Source organism: Bacteroidota bacterium (assembly GCA_013696965.1).
In the GTDB taxonomy this organism is placed as follows: domain Bacteria; phylum Bacteroidota; class Bacteroidia; order JACCXN01; family JACCXN01; genus JACCXN01.
In genome coordinates this window covers 31250-53324 of sequence record JACCXN010000041.1, presented here as the reverse complement: position 1 = coordinate 53324, position 22075 = coordinate 31250, and the positions used below count along the sequence as shown (strand labels likewise).

The 22075-nt window shown below is 32.6% G+C and carries 20 protein-coding genes; 13 read left to right on the top strand and 7 right to left on the bottom strand.

The window, feature by feature from the left end; translation table 11 throughout:
* Window positions 1-37: 37 nt before the first annotated feature.
* Window positions 38-838, bottom strand: coding sequence for a hypothetical protein (locus tag H0V01_06715; GenBank protein MBA2583063.1), 801 nt, complete (start codon window positions 836-838; stop codon window positions 38-40).
* Window positions 839-858: 20 nt separating this feature from the next.
* On the bottom strand, window positions 859-1953 hold the full coding sequence (locus H0V01_06710) for a Nif3-like dinuclear metal center hexameric protein (GenBank protein MBA2583062.1): 1095 nt from the start codon (window positions 1951-1953) through the stop codon (window positions 859-861).
* 186 nt (window positions 1954-2139) lie between these two features.
* On the opposite strand from H0V01_06710, the gene lpxK reads away from it, so the two are divergent.
* From lpxK to H0V01_06675, 7 genes are read left to right on the top strand one after another with little or no spacing between them, the layout of a single operon-like run.
* On the top strand, window positions 2140-3207 hold the full coding sequence (gene lpxK, locus H0V01_06705; protein MBA2583061.1) for a tetraacyldisaccharide 4'-kinase: 1068 nt from the start codon (window positions 2140-2142) through the stop codon (window positions 3205-3207).
* Window positions 3191-4003, top strand: coding sequence for a purine-nucleoside phosphorylase (locus H0V01_06700; protein ID MBA2583060.1), 813 nt, complete (start codon window positions 3191-3193; stop codon window positions 4001-4003). The genes lpxK and H0V01_06700 overlap by 17 nt, the downstream gene beginning before the upstream one ends.
* Before the next feature lie 10 nt (window positions 4004-4013).
* Window positions 4014-5414 carry a choice-of-anchor B family protein gene (locus H0V01_06695; GenBank protein ID MBA2583059.1) on the top strand — a complete coding sequence of 467 codons (1401 nt, stop codon included), beginning with the start codon at window positions 4014-4016 and terminating at the stop codon, window positions 5412-5414.
* A gap of 15 nt (window positions 5415-5429) precedes the next feature.
* Window positions 5430-6896 (top strand): Asp-tRNA(Asn)/Glu-tRNA(Gln) amidotransferase subunit GatB, encoded by a 1467-nt coding sequence (gene gatB, locus H0V01_06690; GenBank protein ID MBA2583058.1) that lies wholly within the window; start codon window positions 5430-5432, stop codon window positions 6894-6896.
* Between the two features lie 49 nt (window positions 6897-6945).
* On the top strand, window positions 6946-8049 hold the full coding sequence (locus tag H0V01_06685) for an AhpC/TSA family protein (GenBank protein MBA2583057.1): 1104 nt from the start codon (window positions 6946-6948) through the stop codon (window positions 8047-8049).
* Window positions 8050-8053: 4 nt separating this feature from the next.
* On the top strand, window positions 8054-11062 hold the full coding sequence (locus H0V01_06680; GenBank protein ID MBA2583056.1) for a M1 family metallopeptidase: 3009 nt from the start codon (window positions 8054-8056) through the stop codon (window positions 11060-11062).
* Window positions 11063-11065: 3 nt separating this feature from the next.
* Entirely contained in the window at window positions 11066-11821 is a 756-nt protein-coding gene (locus H0V01_06675; protein ID MBA2583055.1) for a UDP-2,3-diacylglucosamine diphosphatase, read from the top strand.
* Window positions 11822-11868: 47 nt separating this feature from the next.
* On the opposite strand, the gene gap is transcribed toward H0V01_06675, so the two are convergent.
* The 3 genes from gap to H0V01_06660 all read right to left on the bottom strand — a co-directional run bounded on the left by gap (window position 11869) and on the right by H0V01_06660 (window position 14590).
* A complete protein-coding gene (gap, locus tag H0V01_06670; protein MBA2583054.1) occupies window positions 11869-12867 on the bottom strand; it encodes a type I glyceraldehyde-3-phosphate dehydrogenase in 999 nt (332 codons plus the stop codon).
* Between the two features lie 70 nt (window positions 12868-12937).
* Window positions 12938-13825: a lipoyl synthase gene (gene lipA, locus H0V01_06665; GenBank protein MBA2583053.1), complete on the bottom strand. Its 888-nt coding sequence runs from the start codon at window positions 13823-13825 to the stop codon at window positions 12938-12940.
* Between the two features lie 6 nt (window positions 13826-13831).
* Entirely contained in the window at window positions 13832-14590 is a 759-nt protein-coding gene (locus tag H0V01_06660; protein ID MBA2583052.1) for a hypothetical protein, read from the bottom strand.
* Between the two features lie 75 nt (window positions 14591-14665).
* Between H0V01_06660 and H0V01_06655 the strand changes: the two genes are divergently transcribed.
* The 5 genes from H0V01_06655 (at window position 14666) to H0V01_06635 (ending at window position 17845) form a co-directional block, all read left to right on the top strand.
* Window positions 14666-15070 (top strand): OsmC family protein, encoded by a 405-nt coding sequence (locus tag H0V01_06655; GenBank protein ID MBA2583051.1) that lies wholly within the window; start codon window positions 14666-14668, stop codon window positions 15068-15070.
* Window positions 15071-15918: 848 nt separating this feature from the next.
* Entirely contained in the window at window positions 15919-16194 is a 276-nt protein-coding gene (locus H0V01_06650; GenBank protein MBA2583050.1) for a YtxH domain-containing protein, read from the top strand.
* A gap of 2 nt (window positions 16195-16196) precedes the next feature.
* Window positions 16197-16565 carry a hypothetical protein gene (locus tag H0V01_06645; protein ID MBA2583049.1) on the top strand — a complete coding sequence of 123 codons (369 nt, stop codon included), beginning with the start codon at window positions 16197-16199 and terminating at the stop codon, window positions 16563-16565.
* Window positions 16552-16896 (top strand): hypothetical protein, encoded by a 345-nt coding sequence (locus H0V01_06640; GenBank protein MBA2583048.1) that lies wholly within the window; start codon window positions 16552-16554, stop codon window positions 16894-16896. Before H0V01_06645 ends, H0V01_06640 begins: the two co-directional genes overlap by 14 nt.
* A 283-nt stretch (window positions 16897-17179) precedes the next feature.
* Window positions 17180-17845 carry an FKBP-type peptidyl-prolyl cis-trans isomerase gene (locus H0V01_06635; GenBank protein MBA2583047.1) on the top strand — a complete coding sequence of 222 codons (666 nt, stop codon included), beginning with the start codon at window positions 17180-17182 and terminating at the stop codon, window positions 17843-17845.
* 326 nt (window positions 17846-18171) lie between these two features.
* Here the strand turns inward: H0V01_06635 and H0V01_06630 are convergent, their stop codons facing one another.
* Both H0V01_06630 and H0V01_06625 read right to left on the bottom strand, forming a co-directional pair.
* Complete coding sequence (locus H0V01_06630) at window positions 18172-18933, bottom strand: DUF3575 domain-containing protein (protein MBA2583046.1); 762 nt, start codon at window positions 18931-18933, stop codon at window positions 18172-18174.
* 54 nt (window positions 18934-18987) lie between these two features.
* The gene (locus H0V01_06625; protein MBA2583045.1) at window positions 18988-19830 is read right to left on the bottom strand and encodes a universal stress protein; all 843 of its coding nucleotides are present in this window, start codon (window positions 19828-19830) and stop codon (window positions 18988-18990) included.
* Window positions 19831-20224: 394 nt separating this feature from the next.
* Here H0V01_06625 and H0V01_06620 point away from each other — a divergent pair, with 394 nt between their 5' ends.
* Window positions 20225-22066, top strand: coding sequence for a type IIA DNA topoisomerase subunit B (locus H0V01_06620; protein MBA2583044.1), 1842 nt, complete (start codon window positions 20225-20227; stop codon window positions 22064-22066).
* Window positions 22067-22075: the final 9 nt, after the last annotated feature.

Here is a 22075-nt window from a genome sequence, read left to right as displayed (position 1 = left end):
ATTCTTAAAGAACCAGGAGATTTTTTTTGCAAATTATTTATTCTACATCAGTTAAAATATTAGCATCTACTAATACTCTTCCACAATATTCACAAACAATTATTTTCTTATGTGTTTTAATGTCTAATTGTCTTTGTGGTGGTATTTTGTTAAAACAACCTCCACAAGCATCTCTTTCTACAGCAACTACAGCAAGTCCGTTTAAAGCATTTTTGCGGATTCTTTTGTAAGCCAAAAGCAACCTGTCTTCAATAATTGCTTCTGCTTTCTTTGATTTGGAAATTAACTGATCCTCTTCTTTCTGAGTTTCTGCAATAATAGTATCAAGTTCGGCTTTTTTATGCTGAAGGTCTTTTTTTCTTTCAGTAAAAGCCTCAGTTGATTGATCAATAACATCTTTTTTAGACCCCATGCTTGCTTTGTGTTCTTTAATTCTTTTTTCAGCAAGTTCAATTTCTAATTTCTGAAATTCAATTTCCTTAGTTAAAGAATCATATTCCCTGTTATTTCTAACTTTTCCTTGTTGAGCCTCATATTTTTTTATAAGCGCTTCAGATTCTTTCATCAGATTTTTCTTATCACTGATTTGTGTTTCTAAAGCTTTAAGCTCTTCAGTTAAATTATTCAACCTGGTATCTAGGCCTTGCAATTCATCTTCCAAATCCTGAACTTCTAAAGGCAATTCACCCCTGATTGTCCTAATCTTATCAATTTTAGAATCAACTTGCTGTAGATTAAACAGCGCTTTTAATTTATCTTCAACAGTTACCTCTTTTTCCACACCACTTTTTTTTGCTTTAGTTTTTTCTGGTGTTGTTATTGTTTTCTCCTTTGCCATATTGGTTATAATAGTATAAATTATAGGTATTTTACTGGATTTGTGTTCGTTTCAGTTAAATAAACCGCAAATGTAGGAAAATTTTTCAAAATTAACTCATAAAAAATATCCATTGTAAATTGTTCACTTTCATAATGTCCTATATCAGCGATTAAAATTTTTCCTTCGGCATCAAAAAACTCATGATATTTGAAATCTGATGTAATAAAAATATCAGCACCGGCAGCAATTGCATTTTGTACTAAAAAACTTCCCGAACCTCCACAAACGGCTACTTTTTTTATTTCCTTATTTAATATTGCAGTATGCCTTATGCATTGAGCATTCATTTGTTTTTTAATAAAATTCAAAAAATCAGTTTCATGCTGTGGATTTTCCACTTCGGCAATCATACCAGAACCAATAGAATTATGCTTGTTTTCCAGAGTTATTACATCATAAGCAACTTCTTCATAGGGATGGGAATCCAATAAGGCTTTAATAATTTTATTTTCTAAATAGAAAGGGAATATAGTTTCAATCCTTAGTTCATTTTCAGTATGTCTTTTTCCTTTTTCTCCAACAAATGGGTTTGCATTTTCTGATGGCCGAAAAGTGCCTGTGCCACTTGAATTAAAACTGCATTCAGAATAGTTGCCAATTTTCCCGGCACCGGCATTAAACAATGCTGTTTTTACTTTTTCTGCTTGTTCCTGAGGACAAAATGTGATAATTTTTTTTAAAATATTTTTTTTGGGAGATAGGACTTTTTTATTCTTTAAATTAAGTTTTTGACAAATCCTGGCGCTAACTCCATCATATACATTATCCATATTGGTATGTGCAGCATAAATTGCAATATCATTTTTCAGGGCCTTTATTATTGTCCTTTGCACATAATCCTCCCCGGTGAATTTCTTTAATCCTTTAAATACAATTGGGTGATGGGCAATAATAAGGTTACAGCCTTTAAAAATAGCTTCATCAATTACAGCCTCCGTAGTATCAATACAAAGCAGTATTTTTTGAACTTTCCAGTTTTTATCTCCGGTAATTAAACCTGAATTATCGTACGACTCCTGTAATTGTAGGGGAGCAAAATCTTCAATTAAATCAATTACATCATGTATAAACATCTTTTCAACTAATTATAAAGGTTAAATATCAATTAATATTTTAGAAAAACGTTAACTTTTAGTATTTTTAACCGATTTGAAATTTCCATACAAGGTTAATTGTTGGATTTAAATCAACAAAAGTGGATAAAGATGATGAAATTCCTGTTGAATTCCATTTAAATTTAAAAAATGAACTAATCCTAAATGAAGTTTTACCAAATATTACTTATACCAGTATCCTTTCTGTATGGAATTATCCTTTTAATTCGTAATTTATTTTTCGATTTCGGTCTTTTAACGGAAAAAAAATTCAAAACACCAATTATATCAATAGGAAACCTTTCCACAGGGGGAACAGGAAAAACTCCCCATATTGAATACCTGGTTAGATTATTAAAAGAAAACTTCAACCCATCTGTTTTAAGCAGGGGATATGGCAGGAAATCTTCAGGTTTTATTCTTGCCGATGAAACTAAAAATGCAAGTGATATCGGTGATGAGCCATTGCAAATAAAAAACAAGTATAATAATGTGGTAGTTGCAGTTTGTAATTCCAGGGTTTCAGGGATTAATAAACTACTTGCTGCACATCCTGAAATAGATACAATTTTGCTGGATGATGCATACCAACACAGGTACGTTAAACCTGGCATTTCAATTCTACTTACTGATTATAGCAAATTGTATGCGAATGATTTTGTTTTGCCTTCAGGGAACCTAAGAGAGTTTTCCTCAGGTGCTTCACGTGCCGACATTATTATTGTATCAAAAACGCCTCAAATATTTTCTCCCCTGGATAGAAGGTTCCTTACCAATAAATTAAATCCTAAACCCTACCAGAAAATATTTTTTTCTTATACAGCTTATGGCGATCTTGTTTCATTGAAAACAAGAAAAGTTTCTCCCTTTGATAAGGAATATTATTTTGATAAAAATTTTGCTATTCTTCTGATTACAGGTATTGCTAACTCTGCAAACATGGTTTATTACCTTGAAAACAAGTCTAAAGAAGTTCGTCATATTGCTTTTTCGGATCATTATAAATATAATCAGAAAGATTTAGAGCAGATTAAAAATTTATTTGATAATATTGCTGCTCAAAATAAAATAATAATAACAACTGAAAAGGATGCTATGCGTTTAGCAATGCCAGAATTAAAAGAAATAACTGAAAAGCTTCCTATTTTTTATATTCCTATTGAAATTAAATTTCATGGACAGGATGAACAAACCTTCAATCAACATATAGTATCTTATGTTAAACAAAATTAGAGAAACAACTGATTTTATAAATCAAAAAATTAATTTCCAACCAGAAATTGGTATTATTCTTGGCACTGGATTAGGTGGGCTTGTAAAGGAAATTGAAATAGATGTAACTATTCCCTATGAATCTATACCGAATTTTCCGGTTTCAACCGTGGAAGGCCATACAGGTTTATTGATTTTTGGCAGGCTTGGGGGAAAAAAAGTTGTGGCAATGCAAGGCAGATTCCATTATTATGAAGGGTATGATATGAAAGAGGTCACTTTTCCCGTTAGAGTAATGAAATTCCTAGGAATAAAGCAATTGTTTTTATCAAATGCGAGTGGGGGGGTTAATCCAGATTATGAAATTGGAGATTTAATGATTCTTAATGATCACATTAATCTTTTCCCTACAAATCCATTAATAGGTAGGAATTACCCTGAACTCGGACCAAGATTTCCTGATATGAGTGAGGCTTACGATAAAATACTTGTAGCAAAAGCAAGGGGAATTGCTGCAAAAAATAATATAAAGATTCAGGAGGGTGTATATGCTGGTTTATCCGGTCCTTGCCTTGAAACACCTGCTGAATACATTTATGTGAGGAATATAGGTGCGGATACTGTTGGAATGTCAACTGTTCCAGAAGTAATTGTTGCTAGACAAATGGATATACCTTGTTTTGCAATTTCAATTATTACCGATTTAGGTGTGCCAGGTAAAATTGTTAAAGTTACACACGAAGATGTTCAACGTATTGCTGAGATTGCCGAACCTAAAATGACTTTGATTATGAAAAAACTTATTTCTGAAATTTAATATTTTATTTATGATAAAAAAAGCAACTTTTGTTCTGTTCTTAATTTTACTATCATCTATTGCATTAAAGGCCCAATATGATTCGGAAAATATTAGCCTTTATTCGGTTTGGAAAGACTCTTCCATAACACATACAGCCACAGCTGTAAATTACAATAGTGTATGGGGATATTTTGATGCCATAAAAAATAAAGAATACGCTATTTTTGGAGGAAACAATGGAACTTACTTTGTAGATGTGACTAATCCAAGCAGCCCTGTATTGCGTGATTTCGTGCCTGGAAAACGAGGTGATTGCATTTGGAGGGAATATAAAAATTATGGTAAGTATATCTATATGATTAGTGATGATACCCAACCTAACAGTTTTCAAATTGCTGATATGTCCTTCCTGCCTGATTCAGTTCATGTTGTTTTTGATTCGGATTCTATTTTTGCAACAGCTCATACTTTATTTGTAGATAAAAACAATCTTTATTGTGCCAATGTCAATTCTTTACCCAGCACTTATTCCTCAATGTCTGTTTATGACCTTTCAGATCCTGAAAAACCATTGTTACTTAGAAGTTTAATAACTGATGATCCGGATGTTGCAATGGTACATGATATGTTTGTAAGAAACGATACAGTTTATGTATCTGCAGGCTTTTATGGTTTGCATGTTTATAATTTTTTACCCAACAATACTTTAAATAAATTAGGTTCAATTACATCTTATCCTGATGCTGGCTATAATCACAGTAGTTGGTTAACTGAAGATGGAAGAACAATGGTTTTTTGTGATGAAGTCCCTAAAAACATGGCAGTTAAAGTAATTGATGTATCAGATCTTTCAGATATTAAGGTACAATCCACTTTTAAATCAAATGAAGGAGCAACAGCCCATAATCCTTATATTATTGGAAATAATGTTGTAATATCTTATTATGAAGATGGGGTACAAATTTTTAATATAACCGACCCCCAGGCCCCATATAAATCAGGTTATTTCGATACACATCCTCAAAATGGGAATTCTTATGCCTCCGGTAATACTTACAATGGCTGTTGGGGAGCTTATCCTTACCTGCCAAGTGGAATTTTACTTGCATCGGATCGTCAAAATGGGCTTTTTATTTTAAATGCAGAACAAGCTGTAAGTTCCTCTAAAACAATTACACAAAATCTTGATGTTACCATTGCTCCCAATCCATTTGATAACACAATAAAAGTACAGTTACCAAATGGTAATGGTAATTGTATTTTCTCAGTTTATGATCTTACAGGAAGAACGATTTATTTTAAAGAAGTAAATTTAAGTGGAAATACTACTTTTGACATCAATTTTGAAAATGAAATTCCTTCAGGAATTTATTTTCTAAAGATTAAAGGTGAAGGTATTGAGAAAACAGAGAAAATTATAAAACTTTAAGTTCCAGGAGAATCAATGAGTACAATTGACCCAGTTTTTGATAAATACGAGCCAGTTATAGGTCTTGAAATACATATACAATTAGCTACCCGAAGTAAAGCGTATTCTTCTGATCCTTCTGAATATGGAAATCTTCCAAATACCAATGTTAGTGTAATATCATTAGGACATCCGGGAACTTTGCCTAAAACAAATAAAAAGGTTATTGAGTATGCAATAAGGCTAGGGCTTGCATGCAATAGCAATATTAGGGAAGTAAACCAGTATGCCAGGAAAAATTATTTTTATGCTGATTTACCTAAGGGTTATCAAATTACCCAGGATAAAACACCAATTTGTACCGGAGGTTTTGTTACTATAAAGGTAAACGGAGAAGAAAAAAGAGTAGCGCTCACACGTATTCATATGGAGGAGGATGCAGGAAAAAGTATCCACGATCAGGATCCATATGATTCATTAATAGATTTAAACAGGGCAGGAGTTCCATTGCTTGAAATTGTAACTGAACCAGATATAAGAACCTCAGAGGAGGCATATCAGTTTGTTTCTGAAATTAGAAAACTAGTTAGATATCTTGAAATTTGTGATGGAAACATGGAAGAAGGAAGTTTAAGATGCGATGCCAATATTTCTGTCATGTTAAAAGGGAGTGAAAAGTTTGGGACTAAAGTGGAGGTTAAAAACATGAACTCTATGCGTCATGTTCAAAAAGCAATTGAACATGAAATAAAAAGACAAATACTATTGGTTGAAAAATCTGAAGCTATAATGCAGGATACAAGAAGTTTTGATGCTGTTACAGGAACTACTTTTTCACTTCGATCAAAAGAGGCTGCTAATGATTACAGGTATTTTCCTGAACCAGACCTTCAACCAGTCATTATTAAACAAGAATATATTGATAAAATTAAAGCCTCTTTACCACCATTACCAGATGCTTTATATAAAAAGTATGTGGATCAATTAGGGCTCTCAAGCTATGATGCCGCTGTACTTACTGAATCTAAACCATTTGCTCTTTATTTTGAAGAATTAATAAAGGAAACTCGAAATTATAAAGCTGCAACAAATTGGATTATGGGTGATATTAAATCTTATCTTAATCAACATGCCATGGGAATTGAACAGTTTCCTGTTAAACCTTCCCAAATCGCTATGCTTATCAAACTTATTGATGAAAGTAAAATAAGCCATACAATAGCATCTCAAAAGGTATTCCCGCTTATGGTACAAAACCCTTTATTAGAGCCAATAACAATTGCTCAACAAAACAACTGGATTCAGGAACAAAATTCAGACTCCATGATGCTTTATGTATCCCAAGCAATAGAAAAATATCCTGAAAAAGTACTGGATTATAAAAATGGTAAAACAGGATTAATGGGTTTGTTTATGGGCGAGGTAATGAAACTATCAAATGGGAAAGCAGATCCAAAAATAGCTACGGAGTTATTAAAAAGAAAACTAGAAGAAGACCAATAATAGATCTATTTGATTGTTGTAATTCAATATAAATATAAAAAAAATGAAAATGAAAAAAATCCTGATTCTTATAATTGCAGTAGTAGCAATAAGTTCTTGTAATCAAAAAAGTGAAAGTTTTGAAATTTCAGGTAGCTTTACAAACAGCGGGAATGAAAAAATAATGCTGGAGGAATTAAGCATTAATCAAGTATTGCCAAGAGATTCAGCAACCATTGATGAAAAGGGAAACTTTTTTTTAACCCCTAAAATCACTCAAAAAGGTTTTTACAGGTTAAGCATAAATCCTAACAATTACATAATTTTAATACTTGATTCCGCAGAAAGTGTTTCCATAACAGGAGATGCTTCAAACCTTGCTGAAACCTATACGGTGAAAGGATCAGAGAATTCAATGCAATTATGGGAGCTCAATAACTTTTTAAAAAACAACTATAGAACCAGAGATTCTATTCAACAGGTATTCCAGCAATATGTAAATCATCCTTTAATGGATTCAATGAATACTGTTTTAGAGGCTCAATACAATATATCCATTGCGAATCTTGGAAGTTATATCAAAAATTTTATTGATAAAAATCCGGATTCTTTTGTTGGATTAGCGGCAATTGAACAATTAAATCCAGATGCTGATTTTGACTATTTTGTGAAAGTTGATAAAAATCTTTCCGCAAAATATCCTGAATCACCTTATGTTAAAGCTTTAAGCAACAGGGTAGCAGACATGAAAAGAACTGCAATTGGTTCAGATGCACCTAATATTACCTTAAAAACACCAAAGGACGAAATATTTTCACTTTCTGATTTAAAAGGAAAAGTAGTTTTGATAGATTTTTGGGCTGCATGGTGTAAACCCTGCAGGGCTGAAAATCCCAACATGTTAAGATTATACAACAAGTATAAGGACAAGGGATTCGACATTTTAGGTGTTTCTTTAGATAAAGACAAGGAATCATGGGTAAATGCTATAAAAGAAGATAAATTACCCTGGACACAAATTAGCGATCTTCAATTTTGGAATTCTCCTGTTGTAAAGCAGTATGGCTTTTCCGGAATTCCATTTACAGTTTTAGTTGATAAAGACGGGAAAATTCTTGCTAAAGGTTTAAGAGGTCAGGATCTGGAGAACAAACTTGAACAAGTTTTAAATTAACAGGATGAGTAATTCTAAAACAAAAGCAGCATTGATAATTTTAATCATTGCTGCTTTTCATTTTCCTGCAATCTGCCAGGAGTACTTCCAACAGCAGGTTAACTATAAAATCAAAGCAAGCCTGAATGATACCAGTCATACATTAAGTGCTTTTATAGAAATTGAATACATCAATAACTCTCCTGATGCATTAAGTGAAATTTATATGCATTTATGGCCTAATGCATATAGAAACAACTCTACAGCCCTTGCAAATCAGCTGATGAGTTTAGGAGAAACTAAATTTTATTTTGCCGAGGAAAAGCAGCGCGGATATATCGATAGTATTGACTTTAAAGTAAATAACAATAAAGTGCAATGGCAATTTGATAATAAAAATATTGATATTGCTAAAATAACATTGCCTTCACCTATTGCACATGGAGAAAGAATTACAATTTCAACTCCTTTTTTTGTAAAAATTCCTGATGGTTTATTTTCAAGGCTTGGGCATATTGGTCAGGCATATCAGATTACGCAATGGTATCCAAAACCAGCAGTATACGATAATAAAGGCTGGCATGAGATGCCTTATTTACATCAGGGCGAATTCTATTCTGAATTTGGTTCTTTTGAAGTTTCCATTACTCTGCCAAGCAATTACGTTGTAGGTTCCACCGGAGATTTAGTTAACGGTGAGGAGGAAAGGGAGTGGATGATGGAAAAGGTAAAGAAAACAGAGCAAATAGTTGAATTCCAAAGTGAAAATACTTTTCCTGAATCTGCTAAAGAACTAAAAACCTTGACTTTTGTTCAGGAGAACATTCATGATTTTGCCTGGTTTGCAGATAAAAGATACCATATTCTTTATGGAGAAGTTGAACTTCCTGAATCTAAGAGAAAAGTGGAATTATGGTCCATGTTTACCAATGCTGAAGCAAGATTGTGGAAAAGTAGTATTGAATATTTAAATGATGCTACTTTTTTTTATTCTAAAATGTTGGGTGATTATCCTTATAATCATGTAACAGCCGTTGACGGATCCATTAGTGCTGGTGCTGGCATGGAATATCCCAATATTACTGTTATTGGCACTTCTGGGAATGCTTTTTCACTTGAAAATGTAATTATACATGAGGTAGGGCACAATTGGTTTTATGGAATTTTAGGTTCTAATGAACGTACGCATCCCTGGATGGATGAAGGACTCAACTCCTTATATGAAATGCTCTATTTTCGTAACAAGTATCCCAATGCAGGAATAATGGGTATGTCTAAGGAAGCAGGGCTGGCAAAAACTTTTGGACTGGATGAATTTTCACATAAAACACAGTACGAGCTTTCTTACCTGATAAACGCCAGGAGAAATCTTGATCAACCTATTGAACTGCCTGCTCCTGAATACACTACCCTTAATTATGGTGCCATTGTATATTCTAAATCAGCCATAGTTTTCGATTATTTAAGAGCCTATATGAGTCCCGATATTTTTGATCCAATAATGAAAAAGTATTACGAGACATGGAAATTCAAGCATCCTTATCCTAAAGATTTACAAAAAATAATTGAGGAAAACGCAGGAAAACAAATGCCTTGGTTTTTTAATGATATTATTAATACCACAGGAAAAATAAATTACAAATTAAACACTATAAATAAGGTCAATTGCTTGGAAGGCCAAAGTGGTGTTTGTTATGATATTACTATATCCAACAAGGGTGATATTCTTTCGCCTGTTTCAATTTCTGCTGTATCTGCTGATTCGGTATTGGCTAATCAATGGTTTGAGGGGTTTGAGGGTAAAAAAACATTTAATGTTAATTTTCCTTCATCTGAAAGGTTAATTATAGATGCAGAGAATTACATTCCTGAAATCAACCGTAGAAATGGTTTTTCCCGTACAAATGGATTATTTAAAAAGTCAAACCCTGTTAAATTTCAGTTTCTTGGTAGTATTGAACATCCTATAAAAAAACAAATTTTTTATACACCCATAGTAGGTTGGAATAATTACAATAAATTTATGGTTGGAGTGGCTTTTTACAATAATACGCTACCTCAAAAAAAGTTTGAATATCTGCTAGCCCCTATGTATAGCTTTGGCACTAAAAGAGAAGCTGGAATAATAAATTTAAATTATAATATTTATCCAAACAATTCGATTCTTAAACATATTAGATTTGGATTAAATGCTGAAAAATTTGCTATATCTGCATCTCCCAATATAAACCATTACCAGAAATTAGAACCTGCTGTACATTTTCATTTTAATAATAAGAATCCTTTAAGTTCAAAAAATTATTTTCTGAGTATTCGAAATGTAAATATTTTGGAGGATTATGATTTTCCACACTATGATTTTGAAGGAAATTATACAGGTATTTCACAGGGAAACACTTCCTATTTTGTGAACGAAGCAGATTTTAAATTTATAGAATCCAGAACCCTTAATCCATACAATTACCAGGCAGCTATACAGCAGGGCAAAGGATTTATAAAGGCAAACCTTGAATTTAATTATAAGTTTTCTTATCAAAAAACATCAAAAGGCGTTGATATAAGATTGTTTGCAGGAAAATTTCTATACAATGATGGTTCAAGCAATCGTTTTAATTATGGGATTGCTGGTAATACAGATTATATGTATGATCATGTATTCTTAGGACGTAGAGAATCATCGGGCTTGTTAAGCAGGCAATTCCCATTAAATGATGGAGGATTTAAAAATTACACAACACTTGCTTTTTCTGATGATTGGTTAGCCAGCATGAATATAAAAATTGCTTATCCCGGAAAAATTCCTCTTTCTTTATATGGAGATCTTGGATTAACCTCCTATTCTGGAAATCCTGCAATTAGTTTAGCCTGGAATACAGGTATAGCAGTTGTTGTTGTAAGGGATATTTTTGAAATATATTTTCCACTGGCTATGTCAAGTGATTTAAATCAGCTTAAATACCTTCAAAAAGTTAGATTTATTCTTAATCTTCATCAATTAAATCCTTTTAATTTAGTTAGAAAATTCGAATTATAAGGAATGGAACAGATGAAAAAATATTATTTTATTTCTGATTTTCATTTAGGTGTACCCGATTACAAAAGCAGTTTGGACCGGGAGAAAAAAATAGTAAGGTGGTTGGACGAAATTAAAAATGATGCTAAGGAAATTTATATTATGGGGGATGTTTTTGATTTTTGGTTTGAATACAAAACGGTGGTTCCTAAAGGATATGTAAGATTACTCGGTAAAATTGCTGAAATATGTGACGCTGGAATTCCGGTTCATTTTTTTACAGGAAACCATGATATGTGGTGTTTTGATTACCTGCCCAAAGAATTGGGTGTAACTATTTATAGAAATCCGATTGAAAAAGAGATTGCAGGAAAATCATTTTATTTAGGCCATGGAGATGGATTAGGTCCTGGAGATAAAGGTTATAAGTTTATAAAAAAAGTATTTAAAAGTAAATTTAGCCATTGGATGTTTGGATGGGTCCATCCAAATTTAGGAATAGGTATTGCAAATTTTTTTAGTGCAAGGAGCAGGAAAATCAACAGAAAAAAGGACGAAATTTTTTTGGGAGAAGAAAATGAATGGCTGGTACAATTTTGTAAGGAAGAATTAAAAAAGGCTAAAAAAATCGATTACTTTATTTTTGGTCATAGGCATTTGCCACTGGATATTCAACTTTCAGAAAATAGCAGGTACATTAATTTAGGAGAGTGGATGAATTACTGCAGCTATGCAGTTTATGACGGAGATAAACTTGAGCTCAAGCGGTTCGAGCAATGATTCCATTTTTTGTCTCTCTCTCAAAATTCAATGAGAAGGCAAATAGATTAATCTCTAATTTTTAAAATCAAGTCTACCAGTCTGTTTGAATATCCTGCCTCATTATCATACCATCCTACAACTTTTATCATATTTCCAATTACAGAGGTTAATTCGGGATCAAAAACACAGGAATGTGGATTGCCAACAATATCAACAGACACTATTGGGTCAAGGGTATATTCCATAATTCCTTTTAAAGAACCAATGCAAGCTTTATTAAAGGCTTCATTAATTTGATCAAAAGTGGCAGGTTTATTAATTGTGCAGGTTATATCGGTTAAAGAACCATCAGGAACCGGAACCCGAACTCCAGCACCACCCATTTTCCCTTTTAAATGCGGAAAAATACTTGTTATGGCTTTAGCTGCTCCAGTGGAAGTAGGAATTATTGACATGGCAGCTGCTCTTGCTCTTCGAAGATCCTTATGGGGAGAATCATGCAAACTCTGATCACCAGTATAAGAATGAATGGTTAATATATGAGCAGCTTGTATCCCGAAATTTTCATCCAATACTTTTATCATTGGTGCTGCACAATTTGTAGTGCAGGAAGCATTGGAAATGATATCCTCGGTTCCGTCAAGGATATGTTCATTTACACCCATAACCACCGATTTTATTTCTGGATCGTTTGCCGGGGCAGATAAAATCACCTTTTTTGCTCCAGCCTTTATATGCCCTGAAGCTGATTCACGTGTAAGAAAAAAACCGGTTGACTCAATTACTATGTCAACTTGAAGTTCTTTCCAGGGGAGAAGTTCAGGTTTTTTTTCAGAAAAAGCAGGAATTTTGATGTTACCAATTACTATAAAATTATCCTCTGTTTTAACATTTGCTTTATAAACCCCATGTACAGAATCATATTTAAAAAGATGTGCGAGAGTTTTTGGATTAGTAAGGTCGTTAATTGCAACAATTTCGAGTTTATCATTATCAAGCATTGCTCTTAAAAATGTTCTGCCAATTCTGCCAAAACCATTAATTGCTATTCTTGTTTTTTTCATCTTATGTCTTATTTAATTTGAGTCATTGTAAAAATGCCATACTTTTTTAACGCTCAAAAATTCTGGTTATTTAGAATAAATGTTTTTCTGCATGGTATGAAGATCTTACCAAAGGACCACTTTCCACTATTCTGAATCCTTTTTTTAAGCCTTCAACTTTATAAAATTCAAACACTTCCGGAGTAACGAATTCTGTTACGGGAATATGACTTGAAGTAGGCTGAAGGTATTGTCCAATGGTTAAAATATCAACTCCAACTGCAACTAGTTCATCCATGGTTTCCAATACTTCCTCAATGGTTTCACCAAGTCCTGCCATTATTCCGGTTTTGGTTTTCATTCCACCTTCTTTTAATCTTCTCAATACTTCCAGGCTTCTATCGTATTTTGCTTGTACCCTAACCTGTTTGGTTAATCTTCTTACAGTTTCCATATTATGAGAAACTATTTCAGGCGCTACTTCAATAATTCGCTCTAAATTTTCCCACTTTCCCTGGAAATCAGGTATTAAAGTTTCTATGGTTGTTGCAGGAGTTTCTGCCCTTATCGCTTTTATTGTTTCAGCCCAAATTATGGATCCTCCATCTTTCAAATCATCACGATCCACAGAGGTAATTACGCAATGCTTGATATTCATTAATTTTACTGATTCGGCCACCCGCATTGGTTCGTTGGTATCAACTGCTTTTGGTCTTCCAGTTGCAACTGCACAAAAGCGGCAAGACCGTGTACAAATGTTACCCAGAATCATAAAAGTAGCGGTTCCTGCTCCCCAACATTCGCCCATGTTAGGGCAATTCCCGCTTTGGCAGATCGTATGAAGCTGATGTTCATCTACTAATTTTCTGACTTTTGCATATTTTTCTCCTGTTGGTAATTTTACTCTTAGCCAATGAGGTTTGCGGGGAGATTGAATGATTGTAGAATCATCCTTTATTACTGAATGGTTATGGGACATAATTAGTTAAAATTCTCTTTTTCCTATTAAAAAGCTGATATAGAAATTAATAAAAACGCGGTTGTTGTCAGTTAAAGCCATTAGGGGAACTTTTTCGGTATACGCATCCACTACTATTCCAGCTTCAATTGCTTTTAAAAAATCGTCATAACCGGAATATTCGAAACTCATTCCAAATTTTCCATAAATTCCAGGTTGTAACCGTGTTTCTCCCAGTCCTTTTGAAAAAGGAGCTTTGCCGTAAATATTATCTAAATGATGACGCTCAGGATCATACTTTTCAATAACATTAATTTTTTGATTGTTCTCATGTTTGATGATTTCAAGGTAAACAGGTTTTACAAACCCCAAGGAGGCACCTATATAGGAATGATATCTAACTTCTACGCCTTTTCTCCTGTTTTTACTATGCAATACATTTTGAATTCCGATTCCTGGCCTTAGAACTGCAAAAGAATTCTGTTTTCCATAAACATATTGTCTTGCTCTTTCTTCAAAAGGGTTTATACCTTTATAACCTTTGGGATGTTTTATATTGGTAAGATCAATCTCATAAAAAAGCATTCTTTTGCCTGTTACATGCTTACCTTTTCTGAAAAACAAGCCCAAACCATTGGAATGAATAAAAGCACCACCATGCATTTCGTTTCTGTAAAGTACTTCATCTCCTGTAGACTCTCCACCATCAGGAGGAAGAATTTGTGCATTTACAAAGGCTGAAACAGCAAAGGAAATACCAATAATTAGAAACAGTGTTTTTTTCATTCAGAAGGATATAAATGTATCATTTAAATGCAATTACAAATATACGCAATTACCTTTAAATTATTACATTTGCTTATGGAAATAGCTAAAATAGATTATGTGGGTGATCTAACCACTGAATCAGTGCATTTGAAATCAGGAAGCAAAATAAATACTGATGCTCCAGTGGATAACAATGGTAAAGGACTAGCCTTTTCCCCAACTGATTTGCTTTGTGCTTCCTTAGGTTCTTGTATGCTTACTGTTATGGGGATTGTAGCTGATAATAACAATTTAAATATTAAAGGCACAAGAATTACTCTATCTAAAATCATGGCTTCTGAGCCCAGGAGAGTAGGTGAAATTATTTTAGATTTTACAATGCCTGAAAATCAATTTTCTGAAAAGGAAAAACAATTGTTGAAAAATGCAGCTTTAAATTGTCCTGTGGCTAAAAGCTTAAAGGCAGAAATCAAACAAACGGTTAAATTTAATTTTTGAATTTGACTTTTTAAAATTTGATTTTTTTCAGCTTGAAATTCCCATTGCTAAAAATCGAAATATTTAAGTTTTTGTATAATTTATCCTTCAATTAAAGGGGATATAAAAGAAAAAAAGTGAATATTAAAAAATAAACACTTTCAAAAAAGCTTCAAATTAATTGAAATTAAAGACATACAGCAAATTATGGTGTTAAAATTCCACCAAAACAAAAAAGTACCTGAATTAACAGGGCTTAATTAGGAATTTACAGCAGACTCAGTTTGGGATACTTTCCCATATGCCGGGCATTTTTCATGGCTTTTGCATGAAGATAAAACTGATCCAACAAGTGCCAAAGCCAATACAACTATACTTAATTTTTTCATATTTTAAGAGGATATATTATATGCAAAAATAAATGATTTATTTATTAAAGCAATTTTTTTTACAAAAAAACACTTAAGAGTTTGATTATCAATTTTTAATGAGAGAATTGAAATTGTATCAACAAAATGAGATTTGATGGCTTTTAAATGCCTGCTACTATTGAATTTGATAAAATTTCAACAAACCATTCGATTTAAACGTAGAATTTATCTGATTATTTTTTTTGGCTAATTTTGAAAATTCTCTCCTGTGCAGAACAATGGAATTTTTTAGTTCAAAAAAATTATTTGAACAGTATTTAGAGCTTGTGTTTTTAATGCGTATTAAATTAAAAATGCTCGACCAATTAATACTAAAAAAAACACTATATTTGTTATTCCAGCATACAAATAATGCGCTTACTAAGTATATTTTCAACCTGATTAAGCTGATATGGCAATTTTATTCTGGATTTGCTTAATCTTTATAACTTCAAAAAAATGGATAAAAATGCAAAAGTATTTTTAGCATTGCTTGCCGGTCTTGCTGCGGGAGCAGCCTTAGGGATTTTACTTGCCCCTGAAAAAGGATCAAAAACAAGAAAAAAAATTAAAAACTCAATAGATGATTTAGCGAATGAGTTGCTTGACAAGGTCGAAAACGGAAAAGAGTTAAGCAAAGAAATTCTTGAGGATGTAAAGGAAAAATTTTCTACTAAAATGGATGAATTTTCTAATAAAATAGACGCTGAAATCAATAAGATAATCAAAGAATAATAATGGATGATTTAAAATCAAAAGCAGAATATTATTATGAACATATAAAAGGTTATGTTAACACCAACCTTGAGTTGTTTAAACTGACATTGATAGAAAAGTCAACACTGGCATTTTCTTCTCTTATTTCAGCTATAATCCTGCTGTTGTTTTGTTTTGTTATTATAATCTTAATAAGTATTGGACTGTCTATAAAATTTTCTGAAGTTTTTAATTCTGCATCTACTGGCTATTTTCTGGTTGCTTTAATTCATCTAATATTCGTAATTGCCTTATTTATTTTCAGAAAAAAACTTCTAATAATTCCTATTATGAATTACTTCATTGGTAGTATTCAAAATAGTTTAAAATCAGAGGATGAAGAAAATTAATAACATTGAACAATTAAAACTTCAGAGACTTGAACTCAAAGTGCGCAGGGAAATGCACCGTGAAGTGCTTAAGGATGGAATAAAGAAAATTCAAAATGTTTTTCCTGATACTGATGCCCCTTTTCAAAAATACATACCTGATTTTATTAAAAATTCAGTCGTGGGTTATGCTTCAATTCAAATTGCAGGCATGGTTTTCAAAGGAATTGCAAAAAAATACACTAAACTTCCTTCTTTTGCAATTAAACCGCTTGCTAGTTTATTAACATCATCATTTTCAAGTATATTGCTTAAGTTTAAAAACAAATTTGGTTCTTCAACCAAAGACTAAGTTTACAAATAAAGTAATACGCTTCCTCTTTTTAATTTCCAATCTTTCCATCTCTTTTCTGCATCAACAAATGATTTAATTAACTGTATTTGCAATAATCATTTTGTAGTTTATCAAACTTTAGGACCTTTGCAGAAATTTAATTAAATTTAATAGAGATTAGAAAGTATTTAAATTTGTAAACTAACAACTGTTTTAATTTACATTATTCACTTTATTTTAAAAGTGTGGCCTAACAGTTTAAAACCATTTTGAAATGAAAAAACAAGTATTCATTGTAGTAATGTTGATTGGAGCTTTATCATCCTGTAATTTATTAAAGAAAACAGAGAAGAAATCAAATACAAACACATTGGAAAACCCAACTGATCTATTTAGCTATGCCTTAGGTTTAAGTATCGGTGAAAATCTTAAGAGTGCCGGACTTGATACTATAGATGTTGATTTATTAATCCAGGGAGTAAATGATGTTTTGCTATCCAAAAAACTGTTAATTGAGCCAGAACAAGCTACTGGAGTTGTTCAAAAATATATTGCTGATCTTGAAAAACGTAAAATTGATGTCAATAAAATCATAGAAGAGAAATTTCTTGAAGAAAACAAGAAACGCAAGGGTGTTTTTGAAACAGCCTCTGGCTTACAATATGAAATTATAGTTAAATCAGATGGACCAAAACCAACCATAGTAGATAGTGTATTGGTTCATTATCAGGGAATGTTGCTCGATGGATCTGTATTTGACAGTTCCTATGAAAGGGGAGAGCCAATGAAATTCCCAGTTTCAAGTGTAATTCCAGGAATGCAGGAGGCCTTGCTTTTGATGTCAAAAGGATCTAAATGGAAATTGTATATTCCTTCAAAACTTGCATACGGATCTGAAGGAGCTGGTGGAGTAATTGAACCTTTTTCACCCCTAATTTTCGAAATTGAACTATTGGAGATTCAATAAAGCAAACATTATAAAGCGATTTTAAAAAATGTTCAAAAAAAATCTTTAATTAGTTGTTTATAGAGTTGATTGGGAGTAAATAAGCACTTCAAAATAAATAAAAAAGGCGGTTTTTTAGCCGCCTTTTTTTTTCAGTGCAACTGATTTAATTTGCATGAAATACTCTTATCTGCGGTGTTATCATCAATTGGTTCCTGAATAACTTAAGTCATATGTGGTGTTCCAATTCTTATACCAATGTAAAAATCAAGGTAAGCAGAAGGGAAGGAGATTGAAAAGAGTTTTGAAAAACTCTATTTTTAGGAATATTCTTCCCTTAAAAAAAATTAAAATGCGAAGCCAGCAGTAAGTCCTGCTCTTAATTCTGTTCTTAAACCTTTATTGATGGTATATTCAGGATTTATAGTTCTTAAAACTACTATTGGATAATATCCACCACCTAAAAGAAACCCAAGAGTAAATCCCGTGTTGAAAACTTTCTGATAGCCGGTTGTTATTCCCATTCCGGCATAATGCCAATGTTCGTCCTGAACAGGAGTTTCAATGCTTGAAGCACCAGATGGATCGGGAAGATAGTTAACAATATCAAAATCAATGATATACCTGTATTTTAAGTAAGGACTTATATACAAACCACTTAATTCCTGTTTTGAAAAATACCATCTGAAATCAATTGTGGTTGAAAACCATTTAGAATTATAGTATTTAAAAAAATTTCTTTTTGATAAGTAATAATTAAAACCCATAACAAAGGAAGCATTGCTAAATGCTTTTCGTTCATAAAAGAGATTGAAAGAAGTAAAAGCAAGGGGAATTAAGTTGAGTTGCAAAACGTTTTTTGCTTGTTTTTTGTCCTGGTTTTCAAGATGTTTTTTCAGGAGGTAGCCTTCACTTCGTATAACTTGGCCATTATTTTCAGTGCTATTTTCGTTAAAAACATAGTTTGGGAATTCAAAAGGGCTGAATTGTAGGTATACATGTTCATTAGAGATTGTAATTTCTTTTTTCAGCAAAAAAACCTCAGCTCTCAATACCGGAAAAGCCGGGAAGAAATAAAAAATGAAAACAATTAATATTCCTTTATTCATAAATTCTTTTCAAGAAAATCACTTTAATTCAAATTTTAAAGACGAAGCCTCTTTTTATTTTTTAGTGTTTTCTGTAATAATAAACAATGGAATATTTGCAGAATGCGCAAGTTCCTTTGTAGTGCTTATGCCAAAAATTCTTTCAAAAAAGTCGTGTTCATGTGGTATTATTACCAATAAATTTGCATTTTCTTTTTCTGTAAAATCCTTAATTGACTCTGTTACATTATCATCAACAGAAAAATGGTAGGAGTGATTAACTGATTTTACAGCATCTTCAATTGCCAAACCTTGAATAGCTTCTTCAATTGAGGGGGAATATTCCTGCTCTTTTTGAACATTGAAAATCAATAAATCAGAATTGTTAACCAGGGAAATTTCCTGAAGCAATTCCATATGAGGTATTGGACCTTTATAATCGGTAGCCAAAACAATTTTGGTAGGCATTACATGGGAAGGGAAACCATCTGGAATAGCAATAACTGGTGTAGTGCTTAATTTTATGATGTGATAGGTTATGCTTCCAAATAATTTCTTAAGTCCGCCTGCACCGGTAGTTCCCATAATAATTAAATCGCAATTTTGTTTTTGAACAATCTCCGGAATTTCATCTCCTGCAAATCCACTGCCAACAATTGAAGTATAACTGTCTTTTTCAAAGCCTGCTTTCTCACAAAGTTCACTTGTTAGGTGTTCAAGTTTATTTTTATGATTTATCATCTCTTTTTCAACCATTTCTTCATATGCCTCAGCATGAATACCAGGTGTAATTACAGGAATATGACTGGAGTAGAAAAAAACAATTTCAGCCTGGAATTTTTTAGCAAAATTTATGGCATATTTCATTGCATTTTCTGCCGTTGGGGAGAAATCAGCAGGAACAAGTATCTTTTTCATGGTATATTGTTTTAATACTATTTTATCGTTCTCTTTAAATAACTTTATCCCACAAATTTACCGATTTTTTCTGTTTAAAAATGTCATTCATTACAATATAAATAATTATTACAAGATCCATTATTTTCATATGTATATAATTTGCCATGTTATATTCATTAGCGTTTGTGAACGGTTCGTGCATGGCTATTTCAAATCAAAGAAATCAAATAATTGCATTTAAAAACTGTACCTCTAAAGCCATTTGAACTAATTCAATACTAATGCCCTTGAAATAACCGTTAAAAAGCTGTTGATAATTATGCACAAGGTAGTCCATTATGAGTAACATAAATTGTTAGTTTTACAGGCTATACTCCGCACAGTTAGCATATTTTAAGACTGACAAAATCAAATGGTTGAAAATAATTATAATGAAGACAGTATCCGGTCACTAGACTGGAAAGAGCATATAAGGCTTCGTCCTGGTATGTATATTGGTAAATTAGGAGATGGATCATCTCAGGATGATGGCATTTATTTGCTACTAAAAGAAGTGATAGATAATTGCATTGATGAGTATATGATGGGTTATGGTAAAAAAATAGAAATAACCATAAAGGAAAAAAAAGTAACTGTAAGGGATTATGGTAGAGGGGTTCCATTGGGAAAAGTTATAGATTGTGTTTCAAAAATAAATACCGGTGCCAAGTATGATTCAAAGGCATTTCAAAAATCAGTAGGTCTTAATGGAGTAGGAACAAAGGCTGTGAATGCATTGTCATCGCATTTTAAAATTCAATCGGTAAGGGATGGAAAAACAAAAATTGCGGAATTTGAAAAAGGATTTTTAACAGAAGACCATAAACTACAGGATACAACCATAACTCACGGAACTATTGTAACATTTACACCTGATGAAAGCATATTTATAAATTACAGATTTGTGCCTCAATACATTGAGCGTATGCTTTGGAATTATGCTTACCTGAATACTGGCCTTACCATACATTACAACGGAAACAAGTTTCATTCAGAGAATGGACTGCTTGATCTTTTGACTGAAAACTTAAGTGAAACCATTGAATATCCAATTATTCATCTTTTAGGGGAGGATATAGAAGTGGCTTTAACCCATGGAAATTCCTATGGGGAGCAATATTATTCTTTTGTAAACGGACAGCATACAACTCAAGGAGGAACACATCAAGGTGCATTCAGAGAGGCTGTTGTAAAAACAATGAGGGAGTTTTATAAAAAAGATTTTGATGCTGTTGATGTGCGTTCATCCATTATTGCCGCAATCAGTATAAAAGTTCAAGAGCCTGTGTTTGAGTCTCAAACAAAAACAAAACTAGGCTCACAGGATATGGGACCAAAGGGGCCAAGTGTGAGAGCATTTATTCAGGATTTCCTTAAAACAGAACTTGATAATTTTTTACATAAAAATCCAGAAACAGCTGAAGCTATTTTTAGAAAAATAGTAATGTCGGAAAAGGAGCGTAAGGAAATGGCGGGAGTTAAAAAGCTTGCCAGGGAGAGGGCGAAGAAGGCCAGTTTGCACAATAAAAAATTAAGGGACTGCAGGGCTCACTGCAATACAAATCATGAACTACGGTTAAACACTACCTTGTTTATTACTGAGGGAGATTCTGCAAGTGGTTCTATAACCAAATCAAGGGATGTGAATACTCAGGCCGTGTTTAGTTTAAAGGGAAAACCCCTTAATTGTTACGGGCTTACAAAAAAGATAGTTTATGAAAATGAAGAATTCAACTTGCTTCAAGCTGCCTTGAATATTGAGGAAGGTGTTGAGGAAATAAGGTACAACAATGTAGTAATTGCAACTGATGCGGATGTGGATGGGATGCATATACGCTTGTTACTAATTACTTTCTTTTTGCAATTTTTTCCCGAAGTAATAAAAAATGGACATTTATATATACTCCAAACACCTCTTTTCAGGGTTAGAAATAAAAAGGAGACAATTTACTGCTATTCAGAGGAGGCAAGAAGGGAAGCTGTAGCCAAATTAGGGCCTAAACCTGAAATAACCCGATTTAAAGGACTTGGGGAGATATCACCTGATGAATTTAAAAATTTTATAGGAAAAGATATTAGACTTGACCCGGTAATTATCGGAAAGGATACTTCAATAAGTGCTTTTCTTAGCTTTTATATGGGTAAGAATACACCCGAACGCCAGGAATTTATTATTGATAATCTTAAAGTTGAAAAAGATTTGGTGGAGGAATAATTACACATT

Coding starts and splice junctions, on each gene's coding strand:
- H0V01_06645 (MBA2583049.1), top strand. CDS start 16,197: ATGGATGATTTAAAATCAAAAGCAGAATATTATTATGAACATATAAAA.
- H0V01_06660 (MBA2583052.1), bottom strand. CDS start 14,590: ATGAAAAAAACACTGTTTCTAATTATTGGTATTTCCTTTGCTGTTTCA.
- H0V01_06695 (MBA2583059.1), top strand. CDS start 4,014: ATGATAAAAAAAGCAACTTTTGTTCTGTTCTTAATTTTACTATCATCT.
- lipA (MBA2583053.1), bottom strand. CDS start 13,825: ATGTCCCATAACCATTCAGTAATAAAGGATGATTCTACAATCATTCAA.
- H0V01_06635 (MBA2583047.1), top strand. CDS start 17,180: ATGTTGATTGGAGCTTTATCATCCTGTAATTTATTAAAGAAAACAGAG.
- H0V01_06650 (MBA2583050.1), top strand. CDS start 15,919: ATGGATAAAAATGCAAAAGTATTTTTAGCATTGCTTGCCGGTCTTGCT.
- H0V01_06640 (MBA2583048.1), top strand. CDS start 16,552: ATGAAGAAAATTAATAACATTGAACAATTAAAACTTCAGAGACTTGAA.
- H0V01_06655 (MBA2583051.1), top strand. CDS start 14,666: ATGGAAATAGCTAAAATAGATTATGTGGGTGATCTAACCACTGAATCA.
- H0V01_06685 (MBA2583057.1), top strand. CDS start 6,946: ATGAAAAAAATCCTGATTCTTATAATTGCAGTAGTAGCAATAAGTTCT.
- H0V01_06710 (MBA2583062.1), bottom strand. CDS start 1,953: ATGTTTATACATGATGTAATTGATTTAATTGAAGATTTTGCTCCCCTA.
- H0V01_06625 (MBA2583045.1), bottom strand. CDS start 19,830: ATGAAAAAGATACTTGTTCCTGCTGATTTCTCCCCAACGGCAGAAAAT.
- H0V01_06715 (MBA2583063.1), bottom strand. CDS start 838: ATGGCAAAGGAGAAAACAATAACAACACCAGAAAAAACTAAAGCAAAA.
- H0V01_06680 (MBA2583056.1), top strand. CDS start 8,054: ATGAGTAATTCTAAAACAAAAGCAGCATTGATAATTTTAATCATTGCT.
- lpxK (MBA2583061.1), top strand. CDS start 2,140: ATGAAGTTTTACCAAATATTACTTATACCAGTATCCTTTCTGTATGGA.
- H0V01_06675 (MBA2583055.1), top strand. CDS start 11,066: ATGGAACAGATGAAAAAATATTATTTTATTTCTGATTTTCATTTAGGT.
- H0V01_06700 (MBA2583060.1), top strand. CDS start 3,191: ATGTTAAACAAAATTAGAGAAACAACTGATTTTATAAATCAAAAAATT.
- gap (MBA2583054.1), bottom strand. CDS start 12,867: ATGAAAAAAACAAGAATAGCAATTAATGGTTTTGGCAGAATTGGCAGA.
- H0V01_06620 (MBA2583044.1), top strand. CDS start 20,225: ATGGTTGAAAATAATTATAATGAAGACAGTATCCGGTCACTAGACTGG.
- H0V01_06630 (MBA2583046.1), bottom strand. CDS start 18,933: ATGAATAAAGGAATATTAATTGTTTTCATTTTTTATTTCTTCCCGGCT.
- gatB (MBA2583058.1), top strand. CDS start 5,430: ATGAGTACAATTGACCCAGTTTTTGATAAATACGAGCCAGTTATAGGT.